Origin of the sequence: Geomicrobium sp. JCM 19055 (genome assembly GCF_000698185.1) — a bacterium.
GTDB lineage: Bacteria > Bacillota > Bacilli > Bacillales > Marinococcaceae > Geomicrobium_A > Geomicrobium_A sediminis.
The window spans coordinates 1-23,801 of the sequence record NZ_BAXL01000008.1 but is presented as its reverse complement, the minus strand read 5'-3'; the positions used below and the strand labels follow the sequence as shown (position 1 = coordinate 23,801).

Genomic DNA, 23,801 nt, shown 5'->3' with positions numbered 1-23,801 from the left:
CTACTTTATTCGTCACAAACTCCACTCCATCTCTTCTTATTCATCTATACTCCAGCAGCGCCAGAGCCGATGATTTCTACTTTTTCTACTGCTTCCATCGCTTTTATATCTGCCATCAATTGTTGAATTTCCACATTGACCATGCTCGTATCGACGGTGAGCGTAATATTCGCTCGACCGCCGAGTGGGATCGTTTGGTTAATCGTTAGCACATTTGAATCGGTATTCGCTACAATTCTAAGCAAATTCGACAATGCACCGGAGCGATCAGCAAGATGAATTGAAAAGGTAATGATCTTCTCTTGAATCATCGTATGAAATGGAAAAACTGCATCGCGGTATTTATAAAATGCACTTCGACTTAAATCCACTTGTTTAACGGCCTCACCAATCGTTTCAGCAGAACCGTTTTCTAATAATACTTTGGCTCGTAATGTCTTTTGCATTGCCTCGGTCAACATATCTTCTCGAACAAGATAAAATTGATCAATTTCTTCTGCCATAGCCCTCACCACCAAAACATTACTTATTCATCGATAAATTCAAATTCAATTCCGGCAAGACGCACGAGGTCGCCGTCTTTGGCTCCACGTTCACGTAATGCCTGGTCAACACCCATTTGTCTCATCGTACGAGAGAAACGTCTCGCACTTTCTGTACGGTTTAAGTCGAGCATGACAATCTTACGTTCAAGCTCTTCACCAGATAACACGTACGTACCTCATCATCACGTGTAATAACGAACGGCTCTTTTTTTCGTGTATTTGTACAAGACGCCTTCTTGCTCTTCTTCACTCTTCTCAAAAGCGTCAATTTCTGGCGCATTTTCAAGCTCATTTACAATCGTTTCAATAAGAGCATGTAACCCTTGACGGTTTAGTGTTGAAAGTCGATAAACCGTGACATTGTCATCATCCAACTTCTCGAGAAATGCATTGAGTGTCTCTTCACTATCTGGCATATCCGTCTTGTTCGCTACGACAATTTGCGGGCGCTTTGTGAGCACCTCATTGTACGCTTTAATTTCTTCATTGATCGTTACGTAATCTTCGTAAGGGTCTCGACCGCTCAAACCTGAAACGTCGATAAGGTGAACGAGTACTTTTGTACGTTCAATGTGTCGTAAGAACTGGTGACCAAGTCCAACGCCTTCATGTGCACCTTCAATTAATCCTGGAAGATCAGCAAGTACGAAACTGCGTCCGTCTTCTGATTGAACAACACCAAGATTAGGTTTAATCGTCGTAAAAGGGTAGTCTGCAATTTTAGGCTTTGCAGACGTTGCTACAGATAGGAATGTTGACTTTCCAACACTCGGGAAACCGATTAGCCCAACATCTGCGAGTAATTTCAATTCGAGAATTAATTCTCGCTCGATCCCTGGTTCACCGTTTTCTGCATGTTCAGGTGCAGGGTTCTTCGGTGTGGCAAAACGAGTATTCCCAAGTCCACCACGTCCACCTTTTGCAACGAGAGCTTCCTCGTTGTGTTCTGTTAAATCAGCAATAACAGTGCCTGATTCTTTGTCTTTTACGACTGTACCTGGTGGCACGAGAACGATCGACGGATTCGCATTCTTTCCGTGTTGGTTCTTTGAACGACCGTGCTCTCCACGATCTGCCTTAAAGTGCTTTTGGTAACGGAAATCCATAAGTGTACGCAATCCTTCATCAACACGAAAGATTATATCGCCACCTTTACCTCCGTCCCCTCCTGCAGGACCACCATCTGGTACGTACTTTTCTCGGCGAAAGGCAACCATCCCGTTTCCACCATCGCCAGACTTAATAAATATATTTACATAATCGATAAACATCCACGTTCACCTCGTTCATTAATGTCATTATTGTAACACAAACCATTGGGGACAGTCCCCCGCTAGAGTACAACGTTACTGCACTGGGGGACAGTCCCCCAGCACGTTAAAGCGTCGGGGGACTGTCCCCTCTGCCAATGAAAAAAAGGAGGGCTATGAGACAGCCCACCTACTGTTTGTCATTATTTTTCTCTTGATTTACGATTTGATTCGCAGCATTTATTCCTTGTCGTACGCAATCAGGCAAACCGACACCATCGTACGAAGCGCCCGCTAAAAGCACGTGGGGATACGTGTTGTTGACCGCTTCTCTCCATTGCTGTACTCGGTGTTTATGACCGACTGTATACGTTGGCATTGCTTCTTGCCATCGTTCAACATCATACCACAGAGGTGTACCATTAATCTCGAGCATTTTGCTCAAACCTTCAATTACGTGTTCGACGATAACGTCATCGCTTTCGTTAACGATTTCTTCTTGCCCTGGTCGTCCGACAAATGATCGAAGTAAGACGTGTCCATCAGGTACAGACGTTGGCCATTTCTTATCAACAAACGTCACCGCTTTAATGACGGTGTCGTTCCCTTTTGGCACGAGAAATCCAGTACCATCCGCCCGTTCACTTACATCACTTTCACGAAACGCAAGGGCAACCGTTGCGACCGACGCACCTCGTAGACGCTCTAACCGCTCAGAAAGTCTGTCTTCAATAAATGTATTGGCTGCGACCGGTTGCGGGACCGTCATAATGACAGCATCCGCAATTTCTTCATGCCCGTTCTCAAAACTGAGTCGATGTTGATTGCCATCACGTTCAACTGAAACGAGCTTATGATCTTTATGAATCGACGCTTGATCTAGCCTGGCTTCTAACGCTTCTATAACCGTAATAAGTCCGTTTTTAAATGTACGAAACTGCCCAGTATTCGTCCCCGCTGTAGGCTGTTTCTTCTGAATTGCTTCACTCGCTTTTATTAGGCTTCGATGCTTTGTTGCAAGTGCTTTAAATTGAGGCAATGTAGACTCTAGACTTAATTCATTTAAAGAACCTGCATAAATCCCTGAAAGCAAAGGTTCTAACAAGCGGTCAACCATTTCATCACCGAAACGGTAACGAAACAACTGCCCTGCCGCTACATCTTCATCCAACTTTGCTTTTGGCTTAACAAGATCCAATGACGCTCGCATCTTGCCTTTAGTTGAAAGTAACGAAGTCGAAAGCAACGGCTTTAAACTTGAAGGGATCCCCATTGAAGACGGCTTTGGAATTGGATGCAACTCTTCGTTATACAAAATAAACGCTTGTCCTGTTTCATTTGTGACGAGCTGATCTTCAATGCCTAATTCAGACACGAGCGCCATTAATTCGGGCTTCCGAGCTAAAAATGAGTCCGCTCCTCGCTCAACGACAAAATCCTCTCGATGATAAGACCGGATCTTCCCACCGAGCATATGATTTGCTTCAAAAAGTTCAGCATCAACTTCAGGATGTTTGCTCAACTCATAAAGGGCGGAGAGCCCCGTGATCCCTCCGCCGATAATCGCTACTTTCATCTTAGCGACTGTATTCCAATTGTTTTAATACCGCATCAGCAAGTCCGTCAATAAACAACGATTTCGCATTTGGCATTGGTGGTCGCTCGTAATTCACTTGGAGATCATCAGTAACAACTTTGCACTCATAATCATTGTCATAAAGAACTTCCAAATGATCAGCGACAAAACCGAGTGGGCAATAAACAAACGTTTCATAACCACGGGCTTCATATAAATCACGTGTTAAATCTTGAACATCTGGCCCTAACCATTTGTCAGCAGTGTTTCCTTCACTTTGCCAGCCAATTTCATAATTCTTTACGTCCGCAGCTTCTGCAACGAGACGACTCGTTTCCCGCAATTGATCAACGTAAGGATCGTTATCCGCAAGGATTTTCTCAGGAAGGCTATGAGCAGAAAAAAATGACGACAGAGTTGTCACGACCAACACGATCGAGCGTTTCCTTTAACTGATCAGACCAATATTTGATGAATTTAGGTTCTGTATACCAGCTTTCAACAGCATGAATCGTTGGTCCATCAATTTCTTCGGATTTCTTTACCGCTCGTCCATTGTACGATTTCACACTAAACGTCGAATAGTGTGGCGCCAAAACAATGCTAACAGCCTCTTCAATGCCGTCTTTTTTCATGCTCTCAACGGCATCTTCAATAAATGGATCAATGTGCTTCAATCCAAGATACGCTTTATATTCAATGTCTGTTTCTCTTTCATTTAAACGATCTTCGAGCGCTTGCATTTGCTCATTTGTAATACGAGCGAGAGGAGAAACACCACCAATCGCTTCATAGCGATCAGTCAAATCTTGCAATGCTTCGTCTGATGGTTTTCTTCCGTGTCGAATGTGTGTGTAGTATGGTTCGATTTCGTCTTGGCTTCTGGGTGTACCGTAAGCCATAACGAGTAAACCGATCGTTTTCTTGCTCATTATTGATTCCTCCGCTGTATTCATGAACAAATTGCGTTAAACGTCTTAACGTATCCGGTGAAATTGAAGGCGTAACACCGTGACCGAGATTAAAAATAAAGCTCGGGTCATTTTCCGTTTCATCAAGTATTTTCTTCGCCCTTGCTTCAATTGTCTCCCACGGAGCTAATAAAATAGCTGGGTCTAAGTTTCCTTGCAACGTCTTTTGGATGCCCATCTCTCTCGCTTCTGTTACAGAAGTACGCCAATCTAAACCAATAACATCAACGTCTAAGTCATTCCATTCCTTAAGCAAGTGTCTCGTTCCTACACCGAACGTAATGAGTGGAATGTCTTCTTTTTTTAAGCTCTGAGAAGATTTTCGCCATCGTTGGCTTTACAAATGTACGGTAATCACTTGCACTTAACGTACCTACCCAAGAATCAAAGATTTGGAACGCTTGAGCGCCTGCCGCAATTTGTGCTTTCGCATACGTAATCGTAAGGTCACTAAGCTTATCCATAAGAAGATCCCATTCTTCTTTGCTTCCATACATCATCGCTTTCGTGTTTTCATACGATTTCGATGGACCGCCTTCAATCATGTAACTTGCCATCGTAAATGGTGCACCAGCAAACGTAATCAACGGTACATCCAATTGCGTTCTTAGCAGTTTAATCGTTTCAATGACGTGTGGCACATCTACACCTGGGTCAAGTGAACCTAATCGTTCAATATCTGCTTTATTTTTAATTGGATTATGAATGACTGGACCAATACCGCTTTTGATTTCCACATCAACGCCAATCGCTGGGAGTGGTGTCATAATATCTTTATAAAGAATTGCCGCGTCATTGTTGTACTGGTCAACTGGAAGCTTTGTTACATAAGCGCAAAGCTCAGGGTCTTTTGTAATTCCAAATAATGAGTACTTCTTTTTCAATTCCCGATATTCCGGTTGTGAACGTCCAGCTTGTCTCATGTACCAAACTGGTTTTGTCTTCTCTCCTACACCATTTGCTGCACGAAGAAAACGATCATTAAAAGCTCCCACAAATAAACACTCCTCTAAACAATCCCTTTAAACATTAAATGATTTACCGATAATAGTATTAGTGCTATGTATGCCTATTCCCATAGCATACCCATTCTTACACGTAAACGTACGCCAAAATGAAAGTTTTACGATAGAAAATCAAAGTCCTATACCTTTTTACCATATAGAAGAATGATTGTCTTGTGTAGAACCTTGGTAAAACGTTCATAAAATCGTAGAAGAATGTCACATTTAAAATGAACTAAAAAGGGGGGATTTGGATATGAAAGGGAATGGAACTAGCTTAAAGTCAAAAATGTTCTCGCACTCACGTTTATAATTTTTTTGTTTTTTTGCTCGGATTTCTTCTTATCTTTCTCTTAATTCGGCAAATGGATGCACAAGTTGAACAACTTAGTGAATGGAACGATTACGCGTTACAAGCACAAGAAGTTTCTTCCACATTCCAAGAAAAGTACATCTTCATTAACAACATTTACTTGTATGATGAGCCTGACTATTCACGTTTTCATACACTCGATGAGCGCATGGATACAATTTTGCTCAATTTAGAAGCAGCAATCGAAAATGAAGAAGCACAATCAGCGCTAGAGCGTTTGCAGTTCTTTAATGAGATGTTTAATACGAGAGTACAGCAGTATGTGACGCTAGAAATTGTACCAAGTTCCAGCACCCTTGATGGTTTCGGCTATTTAAATGCTGAGATGCGTACGTATGCAAGTGAATTAGAAGATTACTTTAACCTTAATGCAGAGCGATCCGAACAAGAAATGCAAGCAGCGATGCAACAAGCAGTGATTGGAAGTTTACTCGTTTTTGTTATTGCTACGAGTATCGGTTCTGTGATTTTCTGGGTCGTTGCACAACGAATCTCGACGATTATTCGTAAAATTTCAAATCGCGCAAGACGTGTAGCAAGTGGTGACTTATCCCGGGCTGACCTCCCTGTTAAAGGGCGTGATGAATTGTCTCAGCTTGCACAAAACATCAACCTTATGACGAATCAGCTTCGATCGATGATTGTTAAGTTATCAGGAGCCAGTCAAACGATTACTTCTTCGTCACAAGAACTCGTTGCGACGACTACAGATGTCAATTCAGGTGCTGAAACAGTGACAAACTCGGTGCAACATATCGCTGAACAACAATCAGAATTGCATGAATCGATCAATCGTTCAAAACAAACATTTACGATAATGGATCAAGAAATCGAACATGCTGCATCGTCACTACAAACCATCGTCACAGACAATGAGCAATCGTATGACCAAGTCGTCTTAGGTCAAAAGAAATTACAACAGTCCGTTGACCATATGCTACACATTAGGACCCAAAACGATCACCATGAAAAAAACAATTGTAGAACTACATCAAGCTGTAGAAGACATCCACCATGTTGTCACTAACATTAAAAATATTTCAAACCAAACGAGTTTGCTTGCATTAAATGCGAACATTGAAGCTTCCCGTGCTGGACGTTCTGGTAGAGGGTTTGCTGTCGTTGCTGAAGAAGTCGGTAAACTCGCATTAGAAAGTGAACATGCAGCGAATCAAATTACGAAAACAATTTCTTCGATGGCAGAAAACATTCAGTCTTCCACTGTCCAATCGAAAAAAAAGTACAGATTTAATTACAGAAGGAACACACGTCCTTGACGAGTTGGCAACGACTTATGCTCAATTTTTAGAAGCGTTTCAAACCGTACAAGCAAGGTCGCTTACGATTCACCGTTTTGTGACTGCTGTTAAAGAACAAAGTGCTGCCGTCTCAAACGAACTATATTCCATCCAACAATCGTCTGAAGATGCAACTGCAAATAGTACGATGATTGCAGCTACGATTGAAGAGCAAACGGCTACGATGGATGCCATCACTTATGCTTCTAAAGAATTGGCAACAATTGTAGAGGACCTTGAGAAGCTCTTCACACAATTTAAGCTTTCATCATAACAAGGGGGTGGAGATCATTCGCTTACGGACGATTCGCTCGAAACTGTTATCCATACTGTTAGTACTCACATTTTGCTTTCTAATTGGGTTTTTAATTATTTTTGTTTTATTACAAAATGCGTCTTCGCAAACCGATGAAATTGGTTTTTGGAACGAGCTGGCACGCGATGCCCAAGAAACAACGACGACGTTTCAACAAAAATACATTATCGTTACAGAACTCACCGAGGGAGAAGATCCAAACTTTAATGAATACATAGCGTTATCTGAACAGATGAACGAACTCACTTCCACCCTCTCAGAGCATGTCGATGGCCGAGAAGAAGTTACTTCTGTAAATCGATTAGAAATGCTCAATCAAATGTTTGACACGCGAATGTCTTCCTATATTGAGAGTGGGACGATCCCAAGCGAACAAACGTGGCAAGGATTTGAGTTTTTGAGTTCAGAGATTATGGATCATGCGAACATTTTGGAAGATCATTTTCTCGTACAAGCAGAGCATGCATCAACCGAAAGCTTTGAAAGCATTCGCTCCATCGGCGTTGTCGCAATCATTGTTAGTATTGTTGCGACAGTGATCGCAGGAAGCATTTTCTATCGCTTTACGACTCGAATGACGTCAAAAATTAAACGATTATCCACTCGGGCATCGACCATTGCTTCTGGTAATCTTGACGGATCACCATTGCCTGAAGACGGTAACGATGAATTATCGAAGCTTTCAGAAGACCTTAATGAAATGAACCGACACTTAGCCGGGACGATGAGCAACATGACGACTGCAAGTCGTTCATTATCATCTTCAAGCCAAGAATTAGCCGCTGCTGTTCAGCAAGTAAACGCCGGTTCAACAGACATTGCGAGTTCGGTGCAAGAAATCTCCGACGTGCAAACGTCGCTTAACGAACATATTCAGCAATCCAATACTCGGTTTACTACGGTACACGACAACTTACAAAACACGTATACCGAGGTGCAATATGTTTTACAAACGAATGATGAATCGAACAATAAAGTTGCGGTCGGCAAAGAAAACTTAGAACGATCACTTCAGAAAATGCAAGCCATTAAAAATCAACACGAACAAACTGAAAAGACGATCCAACTTGCAAAACAATCTTCAGACCAGGTAATTACAATTATTAATCACATTTACGATGTAAATAGCCAAACGAGACTGCTTTCATTAAATGCAAACATTGAATCGGCTCGAACGAAACAGAGTGGTGAAGGATTTTTAGTCGTAGCGAAGCAAATCCGTGATCTCGCTGATGAAAGTGAGCAATCTTCGAAATTAATTAGCAAGACGTTGAAAGAAATGAACGACAAAATCGACAATACGATCACTCAAACGACGATTAGTAAAAAAACAAATTGATGAAGGTCAAGAAACGTTGCTTGACTTATCTGATACGTTTAATCGCATTGAATATACGATTCAATCAACGAAAGAAATGGCTGCCAATATTGAAACGTTAATTAGAGAGTTGCAAACGAGCAGCACGAATGTTCTCACTGAGCTAAAAACGATTCAGTCAAAATCAGAGTCAACAATGATGAACGGCCAATCCATTTCACGCGCGATTCAAGAACAAGCGTCTACGGTTGAATCCATTACGATCACCGCTGACGAGTTACAAAAAGTCTCGATTGATATTGATGATCAATTGCAGCAGTACCGCTCATAATGAGCATGCAAAAGTTCAGAAGTTGTAGTGATTACTGAGATCACTTCTGTGACAATTCTAAGCAGACAATCATTCAGTGAACGTACCTCCACAACACAAAACCCGTATCCATGAAAGGATACGGGTCTTTTTAATTAAAACAGTGACATAAATTGAACACCGACAACATTAGACGGTTCACCTTCTTGACCGGTTTGTGGATTGTAAGGAACAACCATATAGTCATTTAAAGAGAACACATTGGCACGGTTCACCGTGTACGTTCCCTCACCCGTTACTTCTCCAACTTTACTTGCTTCTCCACCTTTAACTTCATAAATGTTGTAGACGAGACGATCATCTTCAGCTGCCGTCCACCTTAGTTCAACATTCAAAAACCCTTCTCCTTCTAACGTTAGTTCCGCATCTAAATCATCGACTTGTGCTAATTGTACCGGTGATTCAAGATCTTGCACCCCATCTGGTTTCATAAACGCGACGCCTTGTTCAGTGACTGGCTCAGTATTCACTAACTGCTTAAACAGTCTCGTAGGTATGCACTGCCTTCTTGCAAATGCTGCTCTTCTGTTGTGCTGTCATAGCCCATCCATAAAGCGCCAGTGTATTGCGGGGTGTAACCGACAAACCAAGCATCACGGTTGGCTCCTTCTACACCTTCAAAGTTCGTTGTACCCGTTTTCCCTGCAAGTGCATGGTTCGTCTCACCCGGTCGGCCTGTCCCTTCTTCTACAGCGCCTTCTAACATCCGCGTCATGTACCATGCATTTTGCTCACTAAGCAGCCGTTGCTGCTCAATGGCAGGTTCAATTAAATTGTTTCCTGACTTCGTTCTGATTGAAGAAATAAAATACGGATCTGACTTCACACCACCATTAGCAAATGACGTATACGCAGAAGCCATATCTAGTGGCGTCACACCTTCAGACATCCCGCCAAGAGCAACAGAAAGGCCCTCGTCTTTAAACGGCGTTACAGCTTCGTTTGCCCATTCTAGACCTTGATCGATTCCCATTTCATTTAAAAGCCACACAGCAGACGTGTTTGTTGATTGCACAATCGCATCTCGCATCGTAATGTTCCCTTGATACTCGTTCGTTACGTTACTCGGGCTATAATCCCCGTACTCGAGCTTTTCATCTTTAAGCATTGAATAGGGTTTGTATTCGCCACTCTCAAGTGCAGGTGCAAAAACTGATAACGGCTTAAATGATGATCCAGGCTGTCGCTTAATCGTCGTACGGTTCAACCTTTACGAACGTAATCTCGTCCACCTTGTACGGCTTTTACAGCACCAGTGTCATTATCTAAAAGTACATAGGACGCTTGTACTTGCTCACTCTCACCAGGAAAGTTGCCGTTCTCTTGAAAAGCTTCATATGCAGCCATTTGAACATCTTTATGAATCGGAACTTCAATTCGGTACCCACCTGTTAGTATTTGTTGTTCAGATATGCCGTGCTTCTCAATGCTTTCTGTAATGAGCATATCCACATACGTAAACCAAGCCGGGTGCATGTCGGGTTCTGTGTGTAAATCGGTTTGAATAGCAGTTTGAGCCGCTGCTTCTCTCGTTTCGTTGTTAATGTAACCATGTCGTTCCATAAGCGCAAGCACCGTCCCACGGCGCTTTTCTGCTCGTTCAACATCCGATGCTGGAGAATAGTTATACGGCGCTTTAGGAATGGCTGCGAGTAGCGCCCCTTCAGCAATTGTTAAGTCTTTTGCGCTTTTGCCGAAGTATTGCTCAGACGCTCGTTCAATTCCATACACTCCGTGTCCGAAATAAATTTGATTCAAGTACATCTCAAGAAGCGTATCTTTTGAAAACTGTCGCTCAAGATTCATACTGATTAAGACTTCTTTTGTTTTTCTCATGAGCGTTTTTTTCATTTTCTAAGTAGACATTCTTCGCAAGTTGTTGGGTAATCGTACTCCCACCTTCTACTGCTGCACCCGCTAGAATATCTCGGTAAAGTGCTCGCCCAATCGCTATAAAATCCACACCTTGATGATCATAAAAGCGATGATCTTCCACAGAGATAAAGGCATGTTGAACATGCTCAGGAATTTCATCGATCGATACATTCTCACGGTCTTCAATGTACAATCGAGCAATTTGATCCCCTTGCTCATCAACAACTGTCGTTGTTTGCGCAAAATTCAACTTGTCTTCATCCGTTAATAAGTTGCCAGCAATTAACGCACTCGCATAACTACCGAACGCTAATACGAATGTCGATAAAACTGCAACAATACTTATAAAAACATATTTATTCATTTTTTTTGGTTTCATCGTTAGCTTCCTCCAGTACACGTAAAACAAGGAGCCTTTTACTAGTTAAATGTTACATGCTTACCCTATTATAGTACAATAAACTTGGCAAAATCATGTAACTGGTGGGGAAGACCTCAAATTTTGTAGAATAAAGCTAGAAAAGTCCTGCGCTTTTTTTCTCTTTTTCAAGCTTTAATCGAGAAGCTTCCGAGAACGTTAATGAGCTTAATATGAATATGCCCTAAAGACGCTTGGTCCGTACCAAAGCGTAACGTCTTTTGTTTAAACATCCCCTCAAGTGATCGATTAAATGCACGGGTCGACCCCATCACAATATTCGATTCAACTTCAACTGACCAATCGCGCGGAACGATAATCCGCACGTCACCGAACGTATTTAAGATGGATAATTCCACATGATCATGCTGAAGGTCCGCACGTGTTAGATCTAGATGTAGCGTTCCGAAAATCACGTTGAAGTTCGTCTCATCACCTAGCGTAAAGGCTTGTTTTTTTATACTTTTCTTCATCAAAAATAATCCATTGTTGATTTGGAATTTGTTCAATGTTGTTATCAAATGACTCAGGGCTTGCCTGACTGATTTTAGCTGATTCATTTAGATCAACCTTCTCACCTGCTGATAACCGGTCCACATCAATTTCTTCTGTATTTGCTTTAAAAAGGCGCACACCAAGAATATAAAGAAGTGGTGTGAACAGGAACAAAAATGATGGAATTGGCACCCACGGGCTAGCCGCGAGCCCAGCAGCCAACACACCGAAAAGATAAGCACTCATCGGTTCCTTACTCATTAACAACCACGTAAAAATCATGGCGCTAATAAGTGGTACTATAAATCCAACGCTGTTATACCTAATAAGGTTACATTCAAAAAAAATACTACTAAACACTATCATTACGAACACAATGTGTAACGCCCATTTTGTCGTCATGTCTTACCTCCGTATGAGTTGCTACTATAGTTACGTAACAACGCTCATTTAAGTTTCAGATTTATTATAATATTGCGCTTCAGACATTGCTAATTTTTTTTACTATGTTACAATAGACAAATACTTAAGGAGGAATCCACGATGCAAGATAAACTGTTCCAATTGTTAGACAACCACTTTGACGAAATGGTCGAAATTCGTAGACATCTTCATGAAAATCCAGAAGTTTCATTCCATGAAACGAACACTGCTAAATACATTGCAGATTATCATAGAAAATTAGGAAACGAAGTTCAGGAACATGTCGGTGGCAACGGCGTCGTTGCGAAAATTAGTGGCAAAAACCCAGGACCTGTCGTAGCCCTTCGTGCCGATTTTGACGCCCTACCAATTCAAGACCAAAAAGATGTGCCGTATAAGTCAAAAGTAGACGGAGTGATGCACGCTTGTGGTCACGACGGTCACACAGCGACGTTGCTCATCTTAGCAAAGGCGCTAAAACAAGTTGAAGACGAGCTTCACGGAACGGTCGTATTCCTTCATCAGCATGCAGAAGAGTTATCACCTGGCGGTGCTGAACCGATGATTAAAGACGGAGCCTTAGATGGTGTGGATGTTGTATTTGGAACGCATTTATGGTCACAAGATCCCCTCGGTACAGTTCAACATTGTAGCGGTCCTTTTATGGCATCTGCAGACCATTTTACGATCAAAGTAAACGGTAAAGGCGGTCACGGCGCTCTTCCACATACGACAAAAGATGCCGTTGTTATCGGTTCACAAATCGTAAATAACATCCAAACAATCGTTGCCAGACGTGTAAATCCTCTCTACTCTGCAGTAGTTTCGGTTGGCAAGTTCATTGCTGACAACCCGTACAACGTCATTGCAGATTCAGTCGAAATGGTCGGAACCGTTCGTACGTTCCAAGAAGATGTTCGCAATCAAATAGAACAAGATATCTTTGAAATAGCTGAAAACACAGCAAAAGCCTATGGTGCAACGATTGAATATGACTATGGCAGAGGGTATCCTCCTGTCGTTAACCATTCAGCAGAGACGAACTACATCGCGAAGATCGCTTCTGGCATTACAGATGTCAATGGCGTACATGAACGAGAGCCTGTACTTGCAAGTGAAGATTTCTCTTACTACTTACAAAAAAACGAAAGGTACATTTTTCTTCACCGGTGCAGCCTTTATGGATGGAAGAAACAATGCGCCTCACCACCATCCCCTCTTTGACTTCGATGAGCGAGCGATGCTCGTCGCAGCAAAGACACTTGGAAAAGCAGCAATTGATTATTATAAAGAATCATAATGAAAAGGAAGTCCACGTGGACTTCCTTTCATTCTTGAATCCGGCAAGTTCTCCTCTATGTTGGGATTAGCCAAACGAAGCAAACAAATGCCAAAAAGAAAAAGCTCTGATTCTCAGAATCAGAGCTTTCCTCTTTATTGTTTTAACTGATCTTGAAACCAGCGAATCCGGTAACAGTATTGTGCAGCTTCTCCGAGTTGAATGAGTAGTTGATAATTAATTGTTGCACCAACAAACAATCCAAACCCTGGGATGAGCTGCAATGTCTTTGGTACGTCGATGAAGTCTCGATATTCCAGTTGGAACGTTACCCAGTCAATCGCTTGGTCAATCGTTAGCTCTTCTCCGAACTCGTCAACGAACGTCTGCCACTGCTCCATTCTCGCTAACGTTTCTCGTTGTGTCTTGCGGCTTGAGAAGGCCATTTGAAAAACGTTTAGCAAAAACAAACGTTCATCGACACGCTTTGGATCATAACCATATATCTGAGCGGTTGTGAATAGAAAGCGCATCTTTATGGCAAGCAACATCGGGAAGTCACTCATGCCAAGGAGTATGCCTCCAGCACCTGTGCCCGCTCCTTCTAAGCTTGCAGTTCTCCGGTACGAAACGATTGCTTTTTGTAACGCTTTGTCTCTTTGTTCTAATGACAGGTGTTGTAGCGGTTCTTTCTTTTGGACGTATTCACTCGTATTCATCGTCGTATCAATCATCTGTCGTATTGCATTCCCGATGGTCACGTGTACTTTGTCAGGAACGTACCCGTTCATTTTTGATTGAAATGACTTTGTCCAATCTTTGACCATCGATGGGTTTTTTTCCAGTTTGCGTTTCCAAGCATTTAGCTCCATAAGAGCTTCCTTTTCATATGCTTCCATTACAACGTCCTCCCCAACATTAAGATAACGCGTGTAGTGATTGTTTAAACCATTTAGGAAGTTGAACTTTAACATAAGCAATGACCATTAAAAGCATCATAAACAAGGCAATCATACTATAGAAGATCGACCAAGATGTGATAATCGTAATGATCGTAAACCAAATCGATTGAATGACCATGACATTGCGAACGAGCGACTGTACCGATTGTTGCCTCACTTGTTCAGGAACTGGATATAGTTCAGGCCAAACCATCGTCTTATGATGGTGGTAAATCGTCACCAGTTGTGAACCTGTAATGTACGTGAACAAAATCGCAATAACAACAGCGAGTCCTTGAAGGTCTTCTGGTGTTGCGTAAATTAACAGCGCTCCTACAATGGCTAACCGAATCATAATACCGAAATAATCACCAGAACGTGCAAACGTTTTACCGTACAAAAATACGTACGTATTGCTTCGCTTTGTTACTAAGCGATTCCATTGATTCGAAAGGATGCTTCGTCTTCTTACTCTTGCCTTAATGTGTGGCACATCAACGAAAGCATTCGCAAACGTGTAAAACGAATTTAGCCGTTCTTCTTCTAATGAAATTAACTGATCCCATTTCAAACGGTATTTCTCGTGTAACGGTCGATAATATCCGAATAAGAGTAGAATCATAACCACCCCTACAGCAAACACGAACCACCACTCGAGCATAAATACGAAAAACACAAATACGAGGTTTACCGCAAATCGTAGCCATCGCAACTTCCACTGTTGAGAAACGTACTGATACCGAAGCTCCGACCAGTAAGCAAACACATTCCATCCTTTCGCTGCAATTAGAATAAGAAATGTAATGAGCAATTGATTAAATTCACCAATTCGATCGGTATAAAGTGGTCCGAGTAAAAACAACACGAGCGCAAGCACGATACTTTGCATGAACCAACTATAACGGAGGGCGCTTTGTAAATAATGATTCATCTTCGCTTCCATAGGTAGCAAGTAAACGAGATCGCCCGTTTGGAAAAACGTCCGTACAGACGTCTTCGTCAACATAAAAGCAAACAAGACAGCTAGAACTTGTACGACCGGAAATGTGCTTGGAAGCCAGTCCAAAAACGAATTATAGTAAATGCCGATGATGAGTACGATCCCACCGATGGCAACCATTAACCCGCTATTCGCCATGAGCGTTATGTAGCGTCTACTCACTGACCAAAACTCTCTAGCCCTCTCTTGCCACAATTGATCAATACTCATCGATCATCTTCCTTTGTCATTTCAACATAAATCTCATCTAGGCCTGCGTTTGGCATATTGGCTTGTGTGCGAAGTTCAGCAAGCGTCCCCTTTAAGTACACCGTGCCGTGGTGTAACAATACGAAACGATCACAATACTTTTCTGCCGTAGTCAAAATGTGGGTAGACATTAAAATGCCTGCACCACTATTTTTCATTTCGACCATTTGGTCGAGTAGTGACTGGATTCCGACAGGATCGAGTCCGAGAAATGGCTCATCAACAACATACAGCTCTGGTTTCACTAGAAATGCACACATGATCATGACTTTCTGGCGCATCCCTTTCGAGAAATTACTCGGAAACCAGTGTTTCATTTTTGCCATTCGGTATGTTTTCAAAAGCGATTCAGCACGTTCTTCCCAATCGGTAAGATCATATGCCATCGCTGTTAAGCGAAGGTGTTCCCATAACGTTAATTCATCATATAAAATCGGGGTTTCAGGAATAAAGCTCATCGCTTGTCGGTACGTATCTAAGTCATCTGCAATCGTCTTCCCATTTAGCGTAATGGCTCCATCTGTCGGCTCTAACAATCCTAAAATGTGCTTGATCGTCGTACTTTTCCCAGCGCCATTCAAGCCAATGAGACCGACAATCTCACCGCGCTCAACGCCAAACTCGACCTTCTTGATGACAGGCTTGTTCGGATTATAACCGCCGGAAACGCTTTGAACGTGTAGTAGTTGTGTCATTGTGTCCCTCCATATCTTGCCAATACGTTTATTGTACCCTTAACCTTTAAAATTGAAAACGGATGTAAGTTTAGAAGTGTGAATTAACGTCAGATTTGCTATAGTAGACTTACAAGTAGTAAAGGAGGACTCACATTGTCTGCACACGAAGAAAACTGTGTATTTTGTAAAATCATTGCAGGAGACATTCCATCAACAAAAGTATACGAAGACGAAAACTGTGTGGCATTTTTTTGATATTAGCCAAGTAACGAAAGGTCACACGCTCCTTATTCCAAAAACACACGAAGAAAACATCTTCGAGTTACAAGAAGAAACGGCTGCAGCGCTCATGAAGAACGCACCTAAAATTGCTAGAGCGTTAAAAGAACAATTTGGCAGTGTCGGGATGAACCTCGTCAACAATAATGGTGAAGCTGCCTCTCAAACGGTATTTCACTATCACCTTCATTTCATCCCACGTTACGGCGATGATGAAATTTATTCGAACTGGGATCAAAATCAAGGTGACAAATTAAGCACAGACGACATGCAAAAAATCGCAGCACAATTACAAACACGACTGGCGTAATTGATTAAGGAGGTGATCACCTTCTTAATTCAATGGAAGGAGAATGAATATGCCTAGCGAAAGAATACATAATTTTAATGCTGGACCTGCCGCTCTACCTGAATCGGTTTTACGAGTGGCTCAAGATGAGCTACTGAATTATAAACAAACAGGCATGTCCATTATGGAACATAGCCATCGCGGGAACAGTTACGAGCAAGTGCATGAAGAAGCAAAGACGCTTATTAAAGAGCTTATGAATATTGACGATCGTTATGAAGTTCTTTTTTTACAAGGTGGTGCTAGTCATCAGTTTGCGATGATTCCATATAACTTTTTAAAGCGTGGCACGAGAGCGAACTACGTTTTAACCGGTTCATGGTCAGAGAAAGCTAAAAAAAGAAGCAAATTATATCGGGCAAACGTACAGCGGTGCTTCGTCTAAAGCCGATCATTACACACACATTCCAGCTTTTGATACGATTAAAACGAGTAAAGATGACGCTTATATTCATTTGACGTCAAATAATACGATTTACGGAACAGCCTGGACAGATTATGAGCCTCTTAAAGAGTGGAATGCCCCAGTTTTTGCAGATATGAGTAGTGACATCTTCAGTCGTCCAATTCCGGTTGATCATTTTGACTTGATTTACGCAGGAGCTCAAAAAAAATCTTGGACCGTCTGGTGTTACGGTTGTAATCGTTAAACGCGACTTAGTCGAGCGCTTTGCAGAACATGCGGAACAACTTCCAGCGATTATGCGTTATCAAACACATATAGAAGGAAACTCGTTGTATAACACCCCTCCGACGTTTGCGATCTACATGATGAAAACGGTATTAACTTGGATCAAAGAACAAGGTGGCCTTGAAGAGATGAAACGTCGCAATGAGCAGAAAGCTGCGCTTCTTTATCATGCGATTGACGAAAGCAACGGGTTTTATAAAGGACATAGCGAAAACACGTCTCGTTCATTAATGAACGTCACATGGACGTTACCGACTGAAGAATTAACTAAGCAGTTTTTGACAGAAGCTTCTGAAAAGCTCTTTAGCGGATTAAATGGGCACCGCTCTGTAGGAGGAGTACGAGCTTCGATTTACAATGCTGTCCCTCTGGAATCTTGTGAAGTTTTACAAAATTTCATGGACGAATTTGCGAAAAAGCACCGATAAAACAGAAATATCTAAAGAAAACCACAATGAATTTCAAAGACATTGTGGTTTTCTCTTCCATTTTAAATACTTTTTACCTATACTAAAGCTAAGACATCTTTTTACAATATTTATAAAAACTTCTGAATCGTGTAGTGAAATGACACAAATTGTGGAGGACTGTTATGGACCAGGCTAGAAAAGATTGGGAACAATCGCTTGCTTTTAAGCATCGTCTTGCGTATTTGAGCAAAGCACTTTGGAAGTCAGTTGAGAAAGACTGGCAACGATGGCTACAACCCCACGGGTTAAACATTAATGAACATCAAATTCTTTGGATCACTTATCAATTCGGCTCACCTGTATTATCTGAAATTGCTAAATATGGTGTAATGCACGTTTCAACAGCGTACAATTTTTCAAAAAAAGTTAGAAGAAAGAAACTTAATCGTTATGGGGAAGCAAGAAGAAGACCGTAGACATACTTATGTTCAATTAACTGAACAAGGCAAGTCTCTGTTCTTAAAGACGATGGAATCCTTTTCATCTGAATCGCATGATACGCTCCAAAGCACACTTCCACTGAAGAGTTTATATGGTAAATACCCAGAGTTCTCTGAAGTGGCTACTGTTGTCCGCCATATTTACGGTGAAGATTTCACAGATCAATTTAACACACTTACACTTGAAGAAGAGCCTACGCCTCTCATTTCAGCAAGCTCTTCTCCACGTATAGCGCCTCAATGACATTGAGGCGTTTTTTTTAATAATTGCCTCGAATCGTAATTTGACCGTCTTGAAACGATTCAGCTTGTATAACTAGATCGTTGTCTAATTCAATCTCTGTAAGACGAACATCAATAACACCTTCGTTAGCATTTACATAAATCCAATCCGGAAAGTCAGCCGCCTCATCAACGAGACGAAGAACTGTACTTGCTGGTAACGATAACGCACCAACTGAAAAGCCATCTTCTATTAAACGGATATTGCCGTTCTCCGTTATTTCTGGGATAAATTGAACTTGAATGTCCACATTCATACCGAGTACTTCATAGGTGCTTCGTAAACGTAATTGACCTTCCTCGCTATCCAAGGTAAATGGTTCATCAAACTCTGATTCAATGTAACGATTCACCCGCTCTAAATCTGTTTCCACGGTGAATAAAGGTACAAGTCCATCTTCAACCTGTCGTTCTTCTGGAATCACTCGCTGGTCGGATGATGATGTAAGTAGTAAAACGACAACAAGGAAGCCTCCGATGATGATTGCAAGTAACGCGAAAAAGGCAATCTTCCATTTCATGTATGTGCACCTCATTTCATTGAATTACCCCTTACTTTACACGATTCATGGCAACGAGTCGAAAAAAATTGTATTGCTATCTTTTTTTCCTTAAATTTTGGTACAGTTGTTGAAGATAAGGGTTTGGAGGTCTATGGATGGAAGTAATTTTATTTATCTTTTTTTGCTGCGGGTTATTTGCTCGTCATTAATTCAATGACGAATGCCATGGTCGTTCAAAAAGAAATTGCAGAAGAAAAGATTCCGAGCATATTTACGACCATAAACGTATTAATTATTATTTTACTAACCTCTACGTATGTACGGTTACTGATTATTTAATATGCACGAAAAAAGGAAGGGATTTTGGATCCCCTCCTTTTTAGTATAACGGCAATTAGCAACCGCCGCCGTACCCTCCACCCCAAGATGCACCGATGATAATAAGAAGGATGAAAAGAACCACTACTAATGCAAATCCTCCGCCGTAACCATATCCACCGTAACTCATGATCAAATCTCCCCTTCTAGAAGTATATTGGTCTGAACAGGACAATATCTCGAGTGAAACGACGTTGTCTTTGTGTCTGTTTCTCTCTCCCATTCTTAAGCTATCTTATGTAGAAGTGGCGAGTTGGATTGGGCGATATACCTAGAAAAGCATTTTTTTCTTATTCTTCTTTATGGTATAGTTATGGTTGTCTTGAGAAATCTTACCTGTATATTCATGCTTACGCTACTTAGAATCGCTGGGGGGCGGCTTGTAGCCTAAGAACATAGATCTTATTATGGATGATTACACATGAGGGAGTGTTTGTTTTGAAGAAGAAACACCTTATGGTTGCACTAGGGATGACATTAGTGCTTGCCGCTTGCAATAACGACGATGAGCAAAACAACGCTACAAACGTTGATGAAAGTGCCGATATCGCATCAATTAATGATGAGTCGATTACAGAAGGCGAATTCGTTGCCTACATGAAAAATGAATTCGGAGAAATGGCCTTTAATCAAATGATACAAAGTTACGTCTTTAACCAAGCTGCTGATGAACTCGGTATTTCTGAAGAAGAAATTCAAGCAGAATTAGATGATGTAAAAGAACAGTTCGGTGTAGAAAATGACGAAGATCTCTTGGAAATGTTGCAAATGCAACAAGTACCTGTAAGTGATCTTGACCAACTTAAAGAAGACTTTATTATTCCGCAAGTTGTCATTGATGAACTTCGTTTCCAAGACGTTGAGATTAGCGAAGAAGATCTAGAAGCATATTATGAAGAAAATCAGGACAGCCTCCACCAAGTGGAAGCTCGTCACATTCTCGTTGAAGATGAAGAAACAGCTGAAGAAGTCATTGCTGAGCTTGAAGGCGGTACAGACTTTGAAGCAGCTGTAGAAGAATACTCAGAGGACACTAACAGCATTCCAGCAGGCGGAAACGTTGGTTTCTTCCCACGTGAAGGAGTTATGGAAGAGAACTTCTCTGAAATAGCTTTTGAACTTGAAGTTGGTGAAATTAGTGAGCCGGTTGAATCGAGCCTCGATTACGGATATCACATTATTGAAGTATTAGATCGTCATGACTCATTTGAAGACGTTCGTGAAGATATTGAAGCGATCCTCAACGAACAAGAAGCAAGAAGTCCAAATGAAGTTGTTGAAGAGCTTATGAATGAAGCTGACATTAACATTTTAGAAGATGACTATGAAGAATGGTTTCAGCTACCTGAACCGATGATGTAAGAACAAAGACCACGACGAGTTGTCGTGGTCTTCTTTTTAATGATTATGTTCCATTCTACGTTTCTTTTCATCTTCCATTCTCCGAATATACACGCGTCCTTCTTGTTCAATCCATTCATCGGATACTTTCTTCTCTTCTAATGTTGATTTAATCCACATGTATCCAGATGCGACCGCTGCCAATACGACGACAAACACCCACCAAGGTAATGATGTTACTGCTGTATCAGCAGTAAATCGTTGTACGATGGCAAGTACGACAAACAAGCCCGCTAACGTCAATAACATTCGCTTTGAACGAATTTGCATAAGTCCACCCCTTAACACTTGTCCAAGTCTTTACTAATAAAACTATGTCGGAGGACAGTTGCTTATGACAACCAAATTACATAACTAAAAAAAACGACCCGAGCAATGAATTGCTCAGATCGCTGTTCTTACATTGATTTCGGTCGATAAAAGGTACGATTCTCAAGTGGCATAATGCGTTCACTAAACTGTCCAGGTTCAACCTTTTGAAGTGCTCGGTCCATCATGTTCATCTTCGCATCTAAATTATCAATGTAGTGAATGATTTCCGCCTCACGAAGTAGTGGTGGTTTCGGACTTCCCCACTCCCCTTTTCCGTGATGACTAAGAACGATATGTTCTAAGAGCATCACTTCTTCGCCTTCAATCCCAAGCTCGTTCGCTGCTTGATGAATTTCTGAAGCGATAATTGAGATATGCCCAATGAGCTTCCCTTCAATCGTGTATTCCGTATCAATCGGTCCCGATAACTCACGTACTTTCCCAAGGTCATGTAAAATAATGCCAGCATATAATAGATCCGTATTTAACGACGGGTACAAATTGGCAATTGATTTTGCCAAATGCAACATGCTTACAACATGATAAGCAAGTCCTGACATAAATTCATGATGGTTACGCGTTGCTGCTGGTGCTTCCATGAATTCTTCTTGATATTTTTTTGACAAGATGGCGTGTTAGCTTTGCACATTGGCGTTTTGAATATCAAAGATATATTGATTAATCGTCTCTTGCATATCTCTTTTTTTGTAACGGTGCGCTTTGCACAAGGTCTTCTAAATTCACTTGGTCGCTTTCATTCGCTGGGCGAATGCTAGCAATCTTAAGTTGCAAGCGTCCTCGATAATCAAACACTTCTCCTTGAACGAGCACAACGGTTTTGCCTACATACTTTGATTCATCTTCTTGGGAGACACCCCAAAGCTTTGCTTCAATCTCACCTGTATCGTCTGAAAGTCTAAGCGTTAAAAACGCTTTTCCGTTGCTTGCAATCCCGCGAACCGATTGCCTAATGAGCATATAGCGCTCAATTTTATCTCCAACTTTTGCATAAAAGATTCCTTTCATCGTCAGTGACAGAGCCAAAAACTCTGTGCTCCTCCTCTCCTACTCATGATCAGGGATCGTCATTTGAAATGATACCCTACCTTTACTGTTCTCAACATGATGTTCCCCGTGATGCAGTTCAACGATTTGCTTCACAATTGCAAGTCCCAAACCGTATTGACCTTTATTCCCTTTTCTAAATGGATCAAAGATCGCATGTCGTTCATCTTCAGGAATCGGTTCCCCATCGTTCTCAACATACAGTGTAACATGATGCAGCGACTGCTTGGCACTAATCCAAATGCCAGTTTCTGCATACCTCATCGCATTTTCGATGAGGTTTTCTAGTAGAATTTGTATTTGCTCTAAATCGCCATGGAATTGTATTTCTGCTCCTTGGATGACAAAGGACAGATCTGGACGTTGAATTCGATATCGTTCTTCTAGACGATAAGCCAATTCACCAAATGAAATTCGTTCACGGTTAATCGTCTCCGTTTTCATCGCCCCAAGTTTCGTAAAGTAGAGCATATCCTTTACACGTTTGTCCATCCGATTTGCTTCTTGCAAAATTACATCCATTGATTCTTCTACTGTATTCTTCGGTAAGATCCCATCTTTCACAGATTGGGCATACGTTTTCACGACCATAATTGGCGTTTTAAGCTCATGTGAAGCGTGTTGAATAAACGTCTTCTGAGCTTTATCATGACGGATCAAATTCTGTCTCATTAATTCAAATTGGTCCGATAGCTTCTGGAAATCTTCATCGCCTTTCCAATGAAAAGGCTCTTTCCAATTTCGTTTTGCAATTTGCTCAAAATGATTACCTAGAAGTCGCAAAGGTTTGCGCAAATATCGTGTTAGCCAAATGGCTGGTAACAAAGTGAACGCTGTTGTTAAAATCAACAAGTAAACAAAGTTCCCCCATAAACTGTTAATTAAGCTATCACGATAAGAATCCCACATGAACGAAATAAGATAATTGTCGTTATCTTCACTATCGAATTGCTTAATCACATAAAACAATGTGTTACCTTCAAACGTTAGCTCATACCGCTCAGTATCTCCTTCTTGAGAGACCGCATTGTTAATGATCGTATCAATGGCATCAGGCGGAATGGCATGTAACGTTAACGGCCGAACGACAGAATCCTCAATAAGTAAATGCCCCGTTTCACGGAGCTCTGGATCAATAAATGCACTTTCTTCATCAATCTCAACGAACTGACCGCTAAACGGATTGATTTGGCGATTCTGTGCTTGTTCAATAATACGATACGTTTCTTCCGTTAACGTTCCTTGAATGTACA

General features: G+C 41.5%; 23 protein-coding genes and 8 pseudogenes. 12 read left to right on the top strand and 19 right to left on the bottom strand.

The features are described from left to right. Positions 1–44: 44 nt before the first annotated feature. The 5 genes and pseudogenes from JCM19055_RS08330 to hemE form a co-directional block, all read right to left on the bottom strand. Complete coding sequence (locus JCM19055_RS08330; RefSeq protein ID WP_042359425.1) at positions 45–503, bottom strand: ACT domain-containing protein; 459 nt, start codon at positions 501–503, stop codon at positions 45–47. A gap of 23 nt (positions 504–526) precedes the next feature. Further along, positions 527–1,816 (bottom strand): annotated as a pseudogene (gene obgE / locus JCM19055_RS08325) (GTPase ObgE). A gap of 169 nt (positions 1,817–1,985) precedes the next feature. After that, entirely contained in the window at positions 1,986–3,371 is a 1,386-nt protein-coding gene (gene hemG, locus JCM19055_RS08320; protein WP_042359424.1) for a protoporphyrinogen oxidase, read from the bottom strand. A gap of 1 nt (position 3,372) precedes the next feature. Beyond that, positions 3,373–4,303 (bottom strand): annotated as a pseudogene (hemH, locus tag JCM19055_RS08315) (ferrochelatase). A 13-nt stretch (positions 4,304–4,316) separates the two neighbouring features. After that, positions 4,317–5,337, bottom strand: a pseudogene (gene hemE / locus JCM19055_RS08310) (uroporphyrinogen decarboxylase); the annotation flags it as partial. A gap of 374 nt (positions 5,338–5,711) precedes the next feature. On the opposite strand from hemE, the gene JCM19055_RS08305 reads away from it, so the two are divergent. From JCM19055_RS08305 to JCM19055_RS08285, 5 genes and pseudogenes are all read left to right on the top strand, one after another. Further along, complete coding sequence (locus tag JCM19055_RS08305; RefSeq protein WP_152549812.1) at positions 5,712–6,746, top strand: methyl-accepting chemotaxis protein; 1,035 nt, start codon at positions 5,712–5,714, stop codon at positions 6,744–6,746. Continuing rightward, positions 6,685–6,892, top strand: a pseudogene (locus JCM19055_RS08300) (methyl-accepting chemotaxis protein); the annotation flags it as partial. The gene JCM19055_RS08305 and the pseudogene JCM19055_RS08300, both read left to right, overlap by 62 nt. A 108-nt stretch (positions 6,893–7,000) precedes the next feature. Beyond that, positions 7,001–7,291 carry a hypothetical protein gene (locus tag JCM19055_RS08295; RefSeq protein WP_042359421.1) on the top strand — a complete coding sequence of 97 codons (291 nt, stop codon included), beginning with the start codon at positions 7,001–7,003 and terminating at the stop codon, positions 7,289–7,291. A gap of 7 nt (positions 7,292–7,298) precedes the next feature. Then, the gene (locus JCM19055_RS08290; RefSeq protein WP_042359420.1) at positions 7,299–8,672 is read left to right on the top strand and encodes a methyl-accepting chemotaxis protein; all 1,374 of its coding nucleotides are present in this window, start codon (positions 7,299–7,301) and stop codon (positions 8,670–8,672) included. A gap of 16 nt (positions 8,673–8,688) precedes the next feature. Further along, complete coding sequence (locus JCM19055_RS08285; RefSeq protein WP_042359419.1) at positions 8,689–8,982, top strand: hypothetical protein; 294 nt, start codon at positions 8,689–8,691, stop codon at positions 8,980–8,982. Between the two features lie 134 nt (positions 8,983–9,116). Here the strand turns inward: JCM19055_RS08285 and JCM19055_RS29010 are convergent, their stop codons facing one another. The 6 genes from JCM19055_RS29010 to JCM19055_RS27255 form a co-directional block, all read right to left on the bottom strand. Then, the gene (locus tag JCM19055_RS29010) at positions 9,117–9,491 is read right to left on the bottom strand and encodes a hypothetical protein (protein ID WP_265181956.1); all 375 of its coding nucleotides are present in this window, start codon (positions 9,489–9,491) and stop codon (positions 9,117–9,119) included. Further along, on the bottom strand, positions 9,491–10,228 hold the full coding sequence (locus tag JCM19055_RS29005; protein ID WP_265181955.1) for a penicillin-binding transpeptidase domain-containing protein: 738 nt from the start codon (positions 10,226–10,228) through the stop codon (positions 9,491–9,493). The genes JCM19055_RS29010 and JCM19055_RS29005 overlap by 1 nt, the downstream gene beginning before the upstream one ends. Next, positions 10,225–10,827 carry a transglycosylase domain-containing protein gene (locus JCM19055_RS29000; RefSeq protein WP_265181954.1) on the bottom strand — a complete coding sequence of 201 codons (603 nt, stop codon included), beginning with the start codon at positions 10,825–10,827 and terminating at the stop codon, positions 10,225–10,227. Before JCM19055_RS29000 ends, JCM19055_RS29005 begins: the two co-directional genes overlap by 4 nt. Then, on the bottom strand, positions 10,817–11,275 hold the full coding sequence (locus JCM19055_RS28995) for a biosynthetic peptidoglycan transglycosylase (protein ID WP_265181953.1): 459 nt from the start codon (positions 11,273–11,275) through the stop codon (positions 10,817–10,819). Before JCM19055_RS28995 ends, JCM19055_RS29000 begins: the two co-directional genes overlap by 11 nt. 167 nt (positions 11,276–11,442) lie before the next feature. Beyond that, complete coding sequence (locus tag JCM19055_RS08275; protein ID WP_042359418.1) at positions 11,443–11,787, bottom strand: LiaF domain-containing protein; 345 nt, start codon at positions 11,785–11,787, stop codon at positions 11,443–11,445. Continuing rightward, positions 11,747–12,211, bottom strand: coding sequence for a hypothetical protein (locus JCM19055_RS27255; RefSeq protein ID WP_042359417.1), 465 nt, complete (start codon positions 12,209–12,211; stop codon positions 11,747–11,749). Before JCM19055_RS27255 ends, JCM19055_RS08275 begins: the two co-directional genes overlap by 41 nt. 141 nt (positions 12,212–12,352) lie before the next feature. On the opposite strand from JCM19055_RS27255, the pseudogene JCM19055_RS08265 reads away from it, so the two are divergent. Continuing rightward, positions 12,353–13,532: pseudogene (locus JCM19055_RS08265) on the top strand (M20 family metallopeptidase). A 134-nt stretch (positions 13,533–13,666) separates the two neighbouring features. Here JCM19055_RS08265 and JCM19055_RS08260 read toward each other — a convergent pair. The 3 genes from JCM19055_RS08260 to JCM19055_RS08250 are packed head-to-tail and all read right to left on the bottom strand — an operon-like array spanning position 13,667 to position 16,396. Next, positions 13,667–14,410 (bottom strand): EcsC family protein, encoded by a 744-nt coding sequence (locus JCM19055_RS08260; RefSeq protein ID WP_042359416.1) that lies wholly within the window; start codon positions 14,408–14,410, stop codon positions 13,667–13,669. A gap of 19 nt (positions 14,411–14,429) precedes the next feature. Beyond that, positions 14,430–15,662 (bottom strand): ABC transporter permease, encoded by a 1,233-nt coding sequence (locus tag JCM19055_RS08255; RefSeq protein WP_042359415.1) that lies wholly within the window; start codon positions 15,660–15,662, stop codon positions 14,430–14,432. Further along, positions 15,659–16,396, bottom strand: a complete 738-nt coding sequence (locus JCM19055_RS08250; protein ID WP_042359414.1) for an ABC transporter ATP-binding protein — start codon at positions 16,394–16,396, stop codon at positions 15,659–15,661. The genes JCM19055_RS08255 and JCM19055_RS08250 overlap by 4 nt, the downstream gene beginning before the upstream one ends. 135 nt (positions 16,397–16,531) lie before the next feature. On the opposite strand from JCM19055_RS08250, the pseudogene JCM19055_RS08245 reads away from it, so the two are divergent. The 4 genes and pseudogenes from JCM19055_RS08245 (at position 16,532) to JCM19055_RS28985 (ending at position 18,851) form a co-directional block, all read left to right on the top strand. Continuing rightward, positions 16,532–16,967 (top strand): annotated as a pseudogene (locus JCM19055_RS08245) (HIT family protein). A gap of 49 nt (positions 16,968–17,016) precedes the next feature. Continuing rightward, a pseudogene (gene serC, locus JCM19055_RS08240) lies at positions 17,017–18,125 on the top strand (3-phosphoserine/phosphohydroxythreonine transaminase). Positions 18,126–18,289: 164 nt separating this feature from the next. Then, positions 18,290–18,583 carry a hypothetical protein gene (locus JCM19055_RS28990; protein WP_052366101.1) on the top strand — a complete coding sequence of 98 codons (294 nt, stop codon included), beginning with the start codon at positions 18,290–18,292 and terminating at the stop codon, positions 18,581–18,583. Further along, positions 18,558–18,851, top strand: a complete 294-nt coding sequence (locus JCM19055_RS28985) for a hypothetical protein (RefSeq protein WP_052366100.1) — start codon at positions 18,558–18,560, stop codon at positions 18,849–18,851. The genes JCM19055_RS28990 and JCM19055_RS28985 overlap by 26 nt, the downstream gene beginning before the upstream one ends. A gap of 16 nt (positions 18,852–18,867) precedes the next feature. On the opposite strand, the gene JCM19055_RS08230 is transcribed toward JCM19055_RS28985, so the two are convergent. Beyond that, positions 18,868–19,410: a YpmS family protein gene (locus tag JCM19055_RS08230; protein ID WP_042359413.1), complete on the bottom strand. Its 543-nt coding sequence runs from the start codon at positions 19,408–19,410 to the stop codon at positions 18,868–18,870. Positions 19,411–19,605: 195 nt separating this feature from the next. Between JCM19055_RS08230 and JCM19055_RS27250 the strand changes: the two genes are divergently transcribed. Beyond that, positions 19,606–19,731: a hypothetical protein gene (locus tag JCM19055_RS27250; RefSeq protein ID WP_265181972.1), complete on the top strand. Its 126-nt coding sequence runs from the start codon at positions 19,606–19,608 to the stop codon at positions 19,729–19,731. 55 nt (positions 19,732–19,786) lie between these two features. On the opposite strand, the gene JCM19055_RS25305 is transcribed toward JCM19055_RS27250, so the two are convergent. Next, positions 19,787–19,900 carry a YjcZ family sporulation protein gene (locus JCM19055_RS25305; protein ID WP_081833545.1) on the bottom strand — a complete coding sequence of 38 codons (114 nt, stop codon included), beginning with the start codon at positions 19,898–19,900 and terminating at the stop codon, positions 19,787–19,789. Between the two features lie 308 nt (positions 19,901–20,208). Here JCM19055_RS25305 and JCM19055_RS08225 point away from each other — a divergent pair, with 308 nt between their 5' ends. Continuing rightward, positions 20,209–21,132: a peptidylprolyl isomerase gene (locus tag JCM19055_RS08225; protein ID WP_193745363.1), complete on the top strand. Its 924-nt coding sequence runs from the start codon at positions 20,209–20,211 to the stop codon at positions 21,130–21,132. A gap of 36 nt (positions 21,133–21,168) precedes the next feature. Here the strand turns inward: JCM19055_RS08225 and JCM19055_RS08220 are convergent, their stop codons facing one another. From JCM19055_RS08220 to JCM19055_RS08210, 3 genes and pseudogenes are all read right to left on the bottom strand, one after another. Then, a complete protein-coding gene (locus JCM19055_RS08220) occupies positions 21,169–21,441 on the bottom strand; it encodes a sporulation YhaL family protein (protein ID WP_042359411.1) in 273 nt (90 codons plus the stop codon). Between the two features lie 128 nt (positions 21,442–21,569). Further along, positions 21,570–22,509 (bottom strand): annotated as a pseudogene (yhaM, locus tag JCM19055_RS08215) (3'-5' exoribonuclease YhaM). A 39-nt stretch (positions 22,510–22,548) separates the two neighbouring features. After that, on the bottom strand, positions 22,549–23,801 hold a 1,253-nt coding region (locus JCM19055_RS08210; protein WP_042359410.1), incomplete at its 5' end, for a HAMP domain-containing sensor histidine kinase.